The organism is Actinomyces ihuae (assembly GCF_001457875.1).
Lineage (GTDB): Bacteria > Actinomycetota > Actinomycetes > Actinomycetales > Actinomycetaceae > Pauljensenia > Pauljensenia radingae_A.
The window spans coordinates 196,548-209,684 of record NZ_CZPX01000003.1; the positions used below are offsets into that span (position 1 = coordinate 196,548).

General features: G+C 59.1%; 9 protein-coding genes. 2 read left to right on the forward strand and 7 right to left on the reverse strand.

Annotated features, from left to right (window positions below; genetic code table 11):
* Positions 1-121 precede the first annotated feature (121 nt).
* On the forward strand, positions 122-2,821 hold the full coding sequence (locus BN3002_RS00960; RefSeq protein WP_058236187.1) for a glycoside hydrolase family 172 protein: 2,700 nt from the start codon (positions 122-124) through the stop codon (positions 2,819-2,821).
* Here BN3002_RS00960 and BN3002_RS00965 read toward each other — a convergent pair.
* The 7 genes from BN3002_RS00965 to BN3002_RS00995 all read right to left on the reverse strand — a co-directional run bounded on the left by BN3002_RS00965 (position 2,801) and on the right by BN3002_RS00995 (position 10,247).
* Complete coding sequence (locus tag BN3002_RS00965) at positions 2,801-3,751, reverse strand: 4-(cytidine 5'-diphospho)-2-C-methyl-D-erythritol kinase (RefSeq protein ID WP_058236188.1); 951 nt, start codon at positions 3,749-3,751, stop codon at positions 2,801-2,803. The two genes, BN3002_RS00960 and BN3002_RS00965, sit on opposite strands and share 21 nt — an antisense overlap.
* On the reverse strand, positions 3,744-4,682 hold the full coding sequence (gene rsmA, locus BN3002_RS00970) for a 16S rRNA (adenine(1518)-N(6)/adenine(1519)-N(6))-dimethyltransferase RsmA (RefSeq protein ID WP_082628466.1): 939 nt from the start codon (positions 4,680-4,682) through the stop codon (positions 3,744-3,746). The genes BN3002_RS00965 and rsmA overlap by 8 nt, the downstream gene beginning before the upstream one ends.
* A gap of 27 nt (positions 4,683-4,709) precedes the next feature.
* Positions 4,710-6,038: an aggregation-promoting factor C-terminal-like domain-containing protein gene (locus tag BN3002_RS00975; protein ID WP_257525363.1), complete on the reverse strand. Its 1,329-nt coding sequence runs from the start codon at positions 6,036-6,038 to the stop codon at positions 4,710-4,712.
* Between the two features lie 89 nt (positions 6,039-6,127).
* The gene (locus BN3002_RS00980; protein WP_307781412.1) at positions 6,128-7,255 is read right to left on the reverse strand and encodes a resuscitation-promoting factor; all 1,128 of its coding nucleotides are present in this window, start codon (positions 7,253-7,255) and stop codon (positions 6,128-6,130) included.
* Between the two features lie 147 nt (positions 7,256-7,402).
* Entirely contained in the window at positions 7,403-8,326 is a 924-nt protein-coding gene (locus BN3002_RS00985) for a TatD family hydrolase (protein ID WP_058236242.1), read from the reverse strand.
* Between the two features lie 78 nt (positions 8,327-8,404).
* Entirely contained in the window at positions 8,405-9,676 is a 1,272-nt protein-coding gene (locus tag BN3002_RS00990) for an HNH endonuclease signature motif containing protein (protein ID WP_058236189.1), read from the reverse strand.
* Positions 9,677-9,782: 106 nt separating this feature from the next.
* Complete coding sequence (locus BN3002_RS00995) at positions 9,783-10,247, reverse strand: maltose acetyltransferase domain-containing protein (RefSeq protein WP_058236243.1); 465 nt, start codon at positions 10,245-10,247, stop codon at positions 9,783-9,785.
* 123 nt (positions 10,248-10,370) lie between these two features.
* Between BN3002_RS00995 and BN3002_RS01000 the strand changes: the two genes are divergently transcribed.
* Complete coding sequence (locus BN3002_RS01000; protein ID WP_058236190.1) at positions 10,371-12,902, forward strand: DUF4268 domain-containing protein; 2,532 nt, start codon at positions 10,371-10,373, stop codon at positions 12,900-12,902.
* Positions 12,903-13,137 lie beyond the last annotated feature (235 nt).

A 13,137-nucleotide genomic window follows, 5' to 3' on the forward strand; every position in this document is an offset into this window, starting at 1 on the left:
CTATAACCTATATATCACATAGCATTTACTATGCACAATCGCTTGACACTCATTTTTGCTCCATTTAAGCTGATTTTGCCCGAAAACGAAGTGGCGATGCCGCCACTCGACCCAAGGATCAATGATGAATCACCTCTCTCGACCGGGAAAGATCGCACTGGCCGCGTCAACAGCCCTGCTGCTCAGCATCGGCGGACTCGCCCAGGCAGCGCCACCCGACGAAAATCCCGCAACAGGTTGGCAAACCTACACTGACATCACTCGCCTTCCGGAACTGAGCACCGGCACGCAGAGCCGCCAGTTCTCAAGTTTTGATCGCGAAGGTGGCAACGACCACGACGGATTCAGCGGAAAGTACTCCTGCCTGCGCACCACCGATGAAGGATGCGTGCTGGCAGAAGCCACAGGCGCCGGCGAAATCCAATCCATCTGGTCAACGTGGGATCGTGGCGACGTCACCAAGGCCGGCAACATCATCATCGAACTCGACGGCACAGTCGTTCTCAATGCACAGTTCCAGGACGTGGTTGAAGGTAAAGCCGGCGCACCGTTCATCTATCCGTTCGTTGCCGACAAGATGCAAACCTCCGGTGGCGTGTACATCAAGATCCCCATGCCCTACCGCGAATCCATGCGCGTCACGGTGCAGAACAATCCGTTCTTTTACCATGTGTCGTACCGCTCGTTCGCCACCGCTGACGGCATTTCGACCTTCGATCCCTCCAACGTGCCCACCGACCTGCTCGAACAGACTAAGACTTGGGGTACGCAGCCGCCGGCCTCCCTCGTCAATGAGCCGAACCTGCACGCAGACTTCAGTCTTGCTCCGGGCGAATCCACAACAATCGCGACACTGGATGAGCCCGGAATGCTCCAGGCTTTCACCCTTGGCCTGCCAGGTCTCAAGGGCGCGCCGGCACCTGAGCGCATGAACGATGACGGTCGCGCAACGAAGGATTCGACCAGCTTCACCGTGGCGATTGATCCCGCGAACGAGGGTGTCACGCTCACGCGCCGTTATGACCCGATTTCACCTGATCAGAAGGCACGTATCCTGGTTGACGGCACGCAGGCCGGCCAGTGGGATGGCACTGAAGGCAAATCAGGGGTGTGGCGCGAAGAATCGGTTGAACTGCCCGCCGACGCCACCGCAGGCAAGTCATCGATCCGCATCACCAACGAGTTCATCTCTGCGGGCAACGACTTCAACGAATTCCGCTACTTCGTCGACTCCAAGGTGGGCGGCGACATGATCCGGACCGATGAAGTCGACGTTGGCGAGGGAACCGACGAATCGCGCGCCTCTGAACAAGCTCACGACTATTCGATCGTGAACGAACGTTGGCACGGAGACCGGACCTATGCGCGCGAAAATACAAACCCCGCTGACGCCGAGCAAATCGCGGCGTCCGACGATTTCCTGACGAATACACATATCCAGATTCACGCCGACGGCCAGTTGACCGTCGACGCGCCGATCGGAGAGTTCTTCGGTACCGGTCTGGGTCAGGCGCCCGTTACCTCGCTGATGTTCGGTGTCGATCCCGAAACAGGGACATATTCGTCGTGGTGGCCGATGCCGTTCGGCAAGACGATGACGATCTCACTGGTCAACAACTCTCAGTACACGCTGAACAACGGTACGTGCGATGTCACATTCAACGCGGATGCGAGTGTGGCCGAGCGTTTGAGCGGACCGGTCCCCTCCCTCGGATATTTCTACGCCACGCACCACGCGGGTCCGACCGAAGACGGGCGCGACTGGGTGTTCCTCTCAACTGAAGGCCAGGGCCGCTTCATGGGAGTCAGCCACACCATGTCCTCGTCACAGGGCGACGGCAACGTTCGCGGCTACCTGGAAGGCGATGAGCGCATCTACGTTGACGGGCTGCGCACCCCACAGTGGCACGGCACCGGCAGTGAAGATTTCTACGAGGGTGGCTGGTATTTCGATTACGGACCGTTCTCCGCATTTACCAACGGTGCGCCACTGGAGAAGATCGCTGGAACGTACGGCTGTGACTATCAGTGCGACTCGGCCTACCGACTGCTGATCGGTGATGCGATCGATTTCCAGAGCTCGATCAGCGCCGGATTGGAGCACGGGCCGGATAATCGCCATCCGGCTGAATACTCTTCGACCGCTTTCTGGTACGGCCACGCGGCTGCGCCTGTACTGACCTTTACTGATTCACTCAACATCACCGACGTGGACAGCGAGGCGGCTCACGCGTACTCAGGTGGCGGCGAACCGCGCTCGCTGACCAGCACATTCGAAGGCAACGATGACACGGTCAGCGTGACCGATTCTCTGCGCGACTCGACTGATCCGATCACTTTCACCGCGGCAGTCAAGAAGTCGAATCAGGGTGTACGCCTGCATCGCATGTCGGACCAGTCGAGTGGCTATCAAAGCGTCGATGTGGCCGTGAACGGCATGCATGTCGGCACGTGGCTGCAGCCCCTGGCCAATCAGACTCATCAGTGGCTGGAGGACACGTTCGAAATCCCCCGCGCCATCACTGAGAACGTCGATAGCATCACGGTTGAGCTGACTCCGCGCGATGGTTCGGCACCGTGGAGTGCTGCGCGCTACGAGGTGTACACGATTGGCGGCGAAGAGGCGGCGACGCCAGTCGAACCGCCGGAACCGGCTGAACCGCCCGCACCGCCTACATCGCCCACGACTGGCGAGCGTCCTCAGGCCGACAAGCCGCCTCGCCTCAGCGCGACCGGCTCGTCTGCACCGATCCTCGCACTCACAGCACTTGGAGCGCTGGGCGTAGGAGCGTGCGCACTGTCAGTTCGCAGACGCCACTGAGCCGTGGGCGGGGCCGCGCGTGGTGATGACCCGATCAACCTGATCAGCCTCACGCCATGCTGCGGCCACGCTGTCAGCGGCGCGTTCGTCGGCAACGAGGGCTGCAACTGTTGGCCCCGATCCGGACAGGATCACCGCGAGCGCGCCGCTTTCGCGTCCGATCTCAATCGTGTCGGCCAGTTCGGGTCGCAACGTGAACGCGGCCGCTGCCAGGTCGTTATGTAAGTACGGTGCCGCCTCGCGCGCACTGGCGGTGAGTGCGGCGAGCGTCTGTTCGTCTGGCCGGGTGAGTTCGGCCCATTCACCCATCTCATCGCGCCGCCTGAAAACCTCCGGCGTCGATAAACCTTCGTGGGCGGTTGCGCATACCCACAGGTGTTCATGTTCGCTGTCCAAGACCTGCATATGGTCGCCGTGCCCGGTTCCCAGCGCGATTCCGCCGACCAGGCAGGCCGGCACATCCGCGCCCAGCGTGCGGCCGACCGCCTGGAGCTGATCTGCGTCCAGTCCTAATTCCCACAGTTCGTTGCAGGCGACGAGGGTGGCTGCCGCATCCGCTGACCCACCGGCCATTCCACCGGCAATCGGCACGCGCTTATCAACGTGGATCCTCACGCCTGCCGCGGTCGACGCCCACGGGCCGCTTTGTGCGAGGCGCTGCAAGGTGCGTGCGGCTCGTGCCGCCAAGTGCCGGTGCGGGTCGAGCTCGTTCATCATGGCGCTTGCCTGACCGTCTACCTCGCCCTCTGGCGTGTACACGGTTGTCGATACCGCGATTCCGGGGGTGCGAGCCGTTGTCACTGTGACGGTTTCACGCAGGTCGAGCGCCTCGAACACGCTGATCAGCGGATGATATCCGTCTTTTTCCGGCGCGCCGACGCGCAGCAGCATGTTGACTTTGCCCGGGGCGCTGGCCTGAGCTTCACGCATGTGCCTCTCCGTTTCGTGTGGAGGCGTAGGCTCCCTCGGGCGTGGAGGGATCGCATCTGGCGGCGACGATAAGCCTGCCGAGGTCGACGAACTGGCCGATGGACAGCGTTTCGCCACGAGCCTGCGGGTCGATGCCGGCACGGGTGAGAAGGTCGGCGGCCGCTTCCCCGGATCCCGCCCAGTCACGCAGGGCCGCGCGCAGAGTCTTGCGTCGTTGCCCGAATGCGCGGTCGATCGCATCGAATGTGGCGTCGCGCAGGACGGCGTCACCCAACGGCTCATCGCGCCTGGTGAGCCGCACCAGCGCGGAATCGACGTTCGGAACCGGCCAGAACACAGCGCGCCCGATGCTTCCGGCTCGTTCAGCGTTGCCGTACCACGCGGCTTTCAGGGAGGGAACACCATAGGTTCGTGAGCGGGGCCCTGCGACGAGGCGGTCGGCAACCTCTGCCTGCACCATAACCAGGACATCGCGCAGCGTCTCGAAGCGTTCGAGCAGTCGCAACAGTACCGGCACAGCCACGTTGTATGGCAGATTGGCGACAAGTTTGGTGGGCGCAGCGTCGCCCAACTCGTCCGGCGTCACTTTCATCGCATCCATACAGGTGACGGTGAGGCGCTCTGCTGCCTCGGGCATGCGGGCCCGAACGGTTTCCGGCAGCGCACGAGCCAGGCGTGGATCAATTTCGACCGCATCGACATGTGCGCCGGTTTCCAGGAGCGCCAGTGTGAGCGACCCCAGTCCCGGCCCGACCTCAAGCACGTGGTCATCTCTCCCTACGCCACCTGCTCGCACGATGCGTCGAACGGTTCCGCCGTCGTGCACGAAGTTCTGCCCCAGCACTTTGGTCGGGCGAATGTCGAGGGCAGCCGCGATTGCGTGGATCTCGGCAGGTCCCAGCAGCGCGGATCGTTCGTCTGTTTCGTTCACGTCACGAGGGTATCGCGTGAGCGCGGATCAGTACCAACCGACAGAATTGGAATGCCCGAGCGCGCCGCATGGGGTTCCGTAGCGGCCGGCGACGTATCCCAGGCCCCACGTGATCTGCGTGGCCGGATTCGTCTGCCAGTCAGCACCGGCAGATGCCATTTTCGATCCGGGGAGAGCCTGCGGAATACCGTAGGCGCCTGACCAGGCGTTAGCGGCATAGGGGTTCCAGTGCGATTCGCGATCCCACAATGTCAGCAGGCACTGGAATTCACTGTCTGACCAGCCGCGCTGACTCACCATTTGCTGCGCGATGCCGCGCGGATCTTCGCCCGAGTATGTTCCGGTCGGTGTCGAGCTGATCGTCAGCCCTTCGGCTTCAGCGATGCCGCGAATCTCATCGAGTTCGGCCTGGCTTGAGATGTCACCGGGTTTGGCTCGGAATCGTACGGACGTGCGGCCATCTGATTCAGTGCCTTCTTCCAACTGGGCTTTCGGATCGATGCCGGCGGCCAGGAGAGCTTCGGGCGTGACTTTCCTGGTGCCGACGGTGACGATTTCCGGTCGCGGTTCCGCTTTCTTGTCGGCCGACAGCACGGCTGAGTAGGTCACTTCGCCGTCGACTGTTTCCTGCCACACCACAGAGCTGTTGGCACCGTGTGTGCCTTCCTGTTCAACGATGCGTTCGCCTTCGAACAGTGCGTCGGACTTGCGTTCTTCTTTCGAGAAGTTCACCGGGGTGTCTGTGCTGACGCGTCCGCGGGTGACGGGCTGGACGCGCACGGACAGTTCGCCGTTTGCCGATTCGAGGGTGACCCGGTCCAGCGGCGACAGCTTGATTCCGTTGTTTTCAATGACGTGTCGTATGTCCTGGCCTGCCCGGACGGCAACATTCTGGATCACGTTGCCGTTTGTTTCAATGACTGGCAGTGTGCGTGCGCGTGACACGAGCGGTTGAAGTTCGGCTCGCATCGAGGAGCGGCTCGCGCCTATCGCCACGGTGGATCCGTAGGTGTCGGCATCTGCCAGGATCGTGTCAATTGAGCTGGACGTCGACCATACGGTGCGTTCTTCGCCGTCGATCGTCAGGTCGTAGGGTTTGGCCGTGCGCACAACGACATGGTCAACTGACGCGATGTTTTCGCTGGGTGTGGGCGAGATCAGGTCGTGTTCACCGACCTGTACGTCGATGCTGGCGAGCGCGTCGGAGACTGTGCCGCCCCACACGGTGACAGGCTGACTGACTCCGTCGACTTCGAGCATCACTGTGTGACGAGCCTGAGCAATACCACCAACCGCGATGCCGGCTACTGCAAGTGACGCTGCACTTGCTGTGGCAATGATGCGTCGCGGGGTCACGGCAGGCTCCTTCCAATCGGCTGTTCCTACCGTAACCGTTTTGTGACTATTTGTGGAGTCGGACCGGAAAATTGTGGTGAGTTGCGCGCTCAGTACAGTCCGAGGCTTGCCGCGCATGCTGGCCACTGGCCCCATCCAGCTGCCGCCTGCAGTGCCTGAGCGCGGGCAGTTTGCTCAGCTGCCGATGCGTCCGAGGGCAGGCCGGTGCCGCCCATCGATTGCCACGTGGGCAAAGTGAACTGGTACATGCCGTAGAATCCGTTGCCCGTGTTGGTCGCCGGATTTCCGCCGGATTCACACTGAGCCAACGCGGCCCACACGTCCGAACCAGCAGTGGTTGCGGGAGCTGCAGTCGGCGTGGAAGCTGTCGTCCTCTGTTGGGCGGCCGCTTTCTTCGTTCCCACCGCGACGATCTTGCTTTGCGGGTCGGTCTTGCTGGTCGATACGGCTGCCGACACGGCGATTTCTCCGCCGACTTTTTCCTCAAAGTACTTGGTCGTCACCGAGCCGTCTTTGCCTTCCTGAATAACCGACGTCGTTCCTTCAGTCAGGGTGTCGTCTTTTCGCTCTTCAGTTTGGAACGGCACTGCGTCGGTCTGCGTGCGGTAGCCGCGCTCAACTCGTGTCACGACGATCGTGATGGTGCCGCCGCGGTTTTCCAGCTTCACGCGATCCAACGGGCTTGTTGTGACGCCCAAGCGAGCCAGGATTGAAGCCGTGTCGTCACCGGTTTCGGCAGCTGTGTCAAGGGTCTGGCCGTCTACCTCAACCTTGATGCGTTCGCCGGGCGCTGCCAGCGGCAATGTGGCACGGGCAAAGGATCGGTCAGCGGCGATGATCGCCGTGCCGTGCTGGGAGAATTCGTCCAGTAAATCGGCCATTGATCCTGCTGTGGACCACAGTTCCACCTGGTTCCCGTCCAGATCCACCGTGTACGGCGATGCAGTCCGTACAACGACGGTGTCACCGTTGGACACTCCCTCGCCCATCGCCGGTGCGACCAGATCGTGAGGGCTGACTTCAACGCCTGCAGCATTGATGACGTCTGAGACGGTGCGGGAGAATCCGCTGACGGGCTGCGAGACTCCGTCGACCTCGAGAGTCACGGTGTTGTGTGCTGCTGCTGCGCCCACTCCGGCCACGCCCACAACTGCGAGCGATGCGGCGGATGCGGCTGCGATAACGGTTCGTCGGCTCGGTGAGAATTCCAAATTCACAAGTGTCCTGAGGTCGTTCGGCTCCGTCGGGCAGACGGACTGACTGGTGCCACACTAATAGGTTTTACCCAAACGTGACATCCGACGTCGCACATCTCACATGCGTCGCGTTTGCTTTTCGCCGTCGCACGTGGTTGCGTCCACCCCTTACGCCCACGCGCCGTATACGTGCGTCGTGCTGCGCCACAACCGGTCACACGCAGCAGCTTCGTCGACGTTCCATAGCTCGGCAATTGCCCGCACAGTGTGGACAATTGAGTAAGTCGCGTTCGGATGACCACGCCACGGCACTGCTGTGAGATAGGGCGCATCCGTTTCGACCAGCACGAGTTCAGGCGGAAGTTCGACCAGCGCTTGACGAAGGTGGGCGTTAGCCGGATACGTCATATTGCCGGAAAATGACGCATACCACCCGTTCTTCGCCAGTTCGCGCGCCATTGCCGCGTCGCCGGAGTAACAGTGAAAGACGATGAGCTGGTCGGCCGTGGCGGTTTCGTTCAGGATCGCGAGTGTGTCTTCATGCGCATCACGATCATGAATCTGCAGCGGCAGGCCCGCTGCGGCTGCGAGTCGAATGTGCGCGCGAAATGATTCCGCCTGCGCTTGTTTGCCGGCATCGGCTGTACGGAAGTAGTCGAGTCCGGTTTCACCGACGGCAACGACGACCGGGTCATTCAGACGCCGTTCAACCTCCGTGAGTGCTTCGTCCAGCGGAACGTGGTGCTGTTCAACGTGCGGGACGAGGCCATCTGGCGACGGTTCAGCAATCCCGGCATGCAATGCTGCTTCGTTGGGATGAATCGCAAGCGCCACTCGTATCGCGAGGCCGGGCGCGCCCTCACGCGCAAGCTGCATCGATCCGTGGAAGTCAGGGATTTCGCAGGCAGAGGTGATGAGTCCGCGCACACCGACCTGCTGAGCGCGCTCGAGCTGTTCGTCAAGCGCCAGCCTGATTCCCTCAGCGCGAGGAATCTGTTCCTCATACAGCGGCAGATGAGTGTGGTTGTCGATCACATGACCTTCGAGCGGTTGCGCAGCTGGTGGCCATTCGCGCTTCTTTTTCTTCGACACCGGACCGGTCACTTCCTTCACTGTGGTGACGTGCTTATTCCTCTGAACCGATCCTAACGAACCCGCCGCGTTTGCGGCTCATTCCCCTTGAGGCGGCATATGTCCGCGATAGCGGGTAATTCCGTTGACGACGTCGTACCGGAAGCCGAGTGGAGTTGTCCACTGGTACACACCAGGCTCTGGCTGGTCGAGGTCCCAACCTGCATGCGTTTTTGCACGGTGAACACTTCGCGACAGTGGACCCAGATTCGCCAGATTTGTTTGCCCAGCCGAGCCACCTTCCTCATATGGGACCGTATGGTCCAGGTCGCACGAGGTTGAGGGCGTGTTCGAGTAGGGGAATACCTCGAACGGTTCACGCTGAAGCAGTGCCCTGCGCATCGTCGATGTCGGATCGTGCCGGTCACCGGCAGGCAGCGATGAGTAGTCAAGGACGGGGCGAATCGTGACCCGAGTATGCGCAAGCATGGATGCGAGTTGCGCGACGGGAACAGAACCGCCGTCGTCGATACTCGCGCAGTGCGGCGAATCCGGGTAGATATGAGCAACGATCTCAGCTCTGCGCTCAGTTTTCGCTTCACGTCCATTTAACAGTGCCCCCGCCTGCTCGGGGTTCGCCAGCAAGCCGAGTGCACGCGAGCGCCGCTCATCAACCGACTCATCTGGATGCGAGGCGGCCAGCGCAGATGCCAGACTTGCGACGGTGCGGTCAAGATGGAGGGCATCTGTAACGGCGAGTTGCGCATGCATATAGGCGCTGCCAGCTCCCTCGTCCATGTCGAACACGACGCGTCTGGCACGCTCGGCAAGTTCTGCACGCACTTCGATCATCTGCGGGGCAACGCGGGCGATCAGAAGGTTCACGTGACGGGTGATGCGCCCCTGGTTCCATGAGCCGATCTGTCCGAGCAGTTCATCGAGCGTCGCGCATTGAGATTCGCCGAGTGTGGACGTCAGCGAGTGAACATGGCAGGCCTTCCAGACGGGGATTTCAGCATCCATGACTCGGTCCCACAGTCTCGGGAGGCGGAAGCGAACACCAAGTAGCGAGTAGAGTTCCTGCAATGTTTGAGAGGGTGAGCATCCTAAAGCGGCAGCAAGTTCGAGATGGGCGAACTCGGCAATGAGCGGGGTGCCGCTGCTTGAGCGCGGCACAAGAGCCTGCTCTCCTTTGAGCGCGGCAGTGACCGTCAGAATCGTGTCGATGATCATGCGGGCGCGCTCAGCTTCAGCTTTCCGCCAGCGGGCATCCGCCTCGCGCAGTGCGTTCACCTGCTCGATGGCAGCATCAAGCTCACTGGCGGAACCGCCGCCGTCGGGTGCACCTGCACACACACAAGTATCGAACATGTGTTCTATTGTGAGGGATGGCATGTGCATCTGCGTCCCACGAACACCACTTAACGGGACACAATTTAAGTGATGTGTGTCACATTTGAGCCAGCAGGGCGGCTTCCTATTTTCCGTTCAGCTGCGCGTAGTCAATGCGGCGATCTTTGAAGTGGAACTCCTTGTCGCGGTCATTGATTCCAGGCAGGATATTGACACCCGCACCGATCCAGCAGCCTGAGCCGATGCGAACCGGCATGTTGTACTGGTAGCCCTTTCGGCGAAGCTCCGGGATAATCGGGTGTCCCGCCGCTGAGATGGTGACGTTCGGGCCGAACATCGTGTAGACACCGACGTAAATGTGTGTGTCGTCTACGCAGGTGAAGTTGAAGTTGACGTAGATGTTGCTACCGAAGTTCGCGTAGAACGGAGGCTCGATGTAGCAGTTCTCCCCTATTTCAGCGAACATTTCCTTCATCATCGCCTGGCGTTTGACCTGTTCGGATGGGCGCAGCTGATTAAATTCGTGGAGCCGCTCGAGGCATTTCGTTCTTGCATGACGCTCATCGCGCAGTCTTACTTGTCGTGTCAAAGGCGGCTGGTCTGCGAAACATTCTAGAAAAGTCACTGCCTCTTCGCACAGCTCAATGCCACTAAGACGCCGCCGTGCGGTACAGTGCCTCAAAGAACTGTTCGGCGAAAGGCGCCCGCTCTCATGACTATGAACGCATCGGCTCGTTCGCTCATCGGGCTTGTGACAAGCCAGAACTTACGTTTCGTCATCCCTGTCTATCAACGCCCCTACTCGTGGGACGAGGAGCAATGCGAACAATTGTGGGAAGACGTGTTGTCGGTTGGAAAGCGCCCAGATGATAAGCACTTCACCGGTTCTATTGTGTGGATCCAAGATGGTGTGATGTCGGAGGTGACGCCGCTTCTCTTAATCGACGGTCAGCAGCGAGTCACAACTGTCGTACTCCTCATGATTGCGCTGGCTCGATACGCTAAGAACAACCCTGACGAAAAGCTCAACTTTTCCTACTCTCGGCTGGTCAACAAGGGGTACCTGATAGATGACGACAGGCATGGTGACGAGCGTTACAAGCTGCTTTTGTCTCAGGGCGATCGAGCTACCCTTATCTCGTTGCTCGAGCATTTAGTGGACGAGGACTATCGAGTCGTCAACAACTCATCACGTTTAATTGCCAACTTGGAGTTTTTCGAGCGAAAGCTGGCCGCCCTCGACAATCCGAATACAATATGGGATGGTCTGCAGCGTCTTGAAGTTGTATCGATTTCTCTGGATGCAACTCGCGACAATCCTCAGCTCATTTTCGAATCGATGAACTCGACAGGTAAAGATCTTTCGTCAGCCGACCTGATCCGAAACTTTGTCCTCATGGGATTACCCCGAGGCGAACAAGAAAAGCTCTATCAGAACCACTGGCGGCGTATTGAGCAGACCCTTGGCGAAGACACATACGACAGAGTTTTCGATGAATTCATCAGAAACTATCTGACCATTCTGTATGCGCCTGAACCGCTCACGCGTAAAGATGTGTACCCCATTTTCAAGCGCCACGTCACCGAAAACGGGTTTGCCAAGAAAGGGCGGATGGTCAACCTTCTCAGTGAAATGGAAGACGTTGCTCGCTACTACGCGGCAATCACCTCTGGGACCGAGGAGGACCCCCAGCTCAAAGAGCACTTCGACACAATAGCAACACTGGATATGAGCGTCCTCAATCCGCTCCTCCTGTCGTTTTATCAAGATTACGAGGCAGGAGCCTTCGAAAAAGAAGATTTTATCCGCCTGCTTCGTCTGACCGAAAGTTACGTCTTGAGGCGAGCAATTTGCGATGCTCCCACAAATTCGCTGAATAAGTTCTTTCCCAGCATTATCGGAAATCTCAATAAAGTGCAGGAAGAGGGCGGTGATTACGTCGAAGCCTTCCAATCGTTGCTATACATGGCAGCGGGGACCACGCGGCGTTTTCCAACAGATGACGAGTTTTCGCATGCACTACTCACGCGTGACTCTTACCTCTTCAGAAAGTCTTTCTTCCTGCTGACAAATCTTGAGAATTTCCACCACCCTAAAGATCCTCACGATTTCGCATCCGGCTCATACACAATTGAGCACATCATGCCGCAAAATGCGCTTGCTCATTCTGAATGGCGCCAGGCGCTGGGCGAGGCCCCTGAGGAAGGCTTTGAAGCCCTCGTCAACAACATCGGCAACTTGACTGTCACTGCCTACAATTCCGAACTTTCCGACGGTACCTTTACTGAAAAGAAGGAACGCTGCATCGGCGGTTACGCCAACGAATACATGGCGATCTCAGCAGAACTGAAAGATGCAGAGTCATGGGGTGAAGAGGAGATACGAAACAGAGCAGAAAACCTGACTGCAATTGCGCTCAAGCGCTGGCCAGGCCTTGATGTTTCGCCCGATACAGCCGAGCGATACGTCGCGCGCAAGCAGCCAGACAGACGCGCATGGCGAGTCACGATTCATGACCTCGTATCGGCAGGACTTCTTCATGTCGGCGACGTGCTGGAACCCGGTTCTGATCGTTTCACGCAAACAGTGACACTCACCGATAGGGGCGATTTAATCTTGCGCAACGGTGAGAAGTTCTCGAGCCCATCCTCGGCAGCTAGTCGCGTCATCGCCCTCGAAGGAGGTTCTGGAGGACGAAACGGATGGGACTTTTGGCGTCTGAATGACGGTGGTCCCAAGTTGAGCGAAATTCGCCGACGCTATGACGAGGCAGCGACCACGAGCCACCGCGACGCATCCATGGTGGAATTTTGGAACGGTTTCTATGAATACTGTGCGAATCGTCCTGGCTTTACCGAAGCTTTCCGCGACCCGTCGACACGTGAGCCTAATCGCGATAACTGGGCCTCATTTGGCATTGGTCTGCGAAAGTGCGATTTAACAGCATTAGTACGGTTGAGCGGGCAAGAAGTGGCCGTCCAGCTCCACTTTTCTGACGAAGAAAGCTACAAACCCGTCCTCGCACGGCGATCCGACATCGAGAAAGAACTGGAATTCCTCGAGGGTACGTTTGAGTGGGACGAGGGCGACCTCGACAAGACGACCCGCGTTGTGAACGTTGCACGCCCAGCCGATTTGACTGGTGATTCAGTCAATGAGGTGTACGAATGGCTGGCCACAGGTATGCACGCATTGCGGAAGGTAGCGCATCAATTCATAAAGCGGAATCTAGCCTCGATCTAACCCGCTACTCCCACTCTTTCACGCTCGTTTACTGTTGCGTCATTCCAGTTGACTCCAGTTGGCTCGTCGATTTTGACCGTCATACCACCGAATCCCGCTGCGTGACCTCGCGTAGGCGTTTGGGACAAATCCTGGGACAAAAGCGCGAACTATTTCGAAACCGCGAGCCCGCAGTTTCATTTTTGACCCGGGGACAAGAATGGGCTGGTTTTGAGGCTCAGAAACACCCGAAATG

Excerpts from the sequence above, each read along its gene's own strand:
- BN3002_RS00960 (WP_058236187.1), top strand. The coding sequence starts at position 122 with ATGATGAATCACCTCTCTCGACCGGGAAAGATCGCACTGGCCGCGTCA.
- BN3002_RS00965 (WP_058236188.1), bottom strand. The coding sequence starts at position 3,751 with ATGCGTGAAGCTCAGGCCAGCGCCCCGGGCAAAGTCAACATGCTGCTG.
- BN3002_RS00990 (WP_058236189.1), bottom strand. The coding sequence starts at position 9,676 with ATGTTCGATACTTGTGTGTGTGCAGGTGCACCCGACGGCGGCGGTTCC.
- BN3002_RS01000 (WP_058236190.1), top strand. The coding sequence starts at position 10,371 with ATGACTATGAACGCATCGGCTCGTTCGCTCATCGGGCTTGTGACAAGC.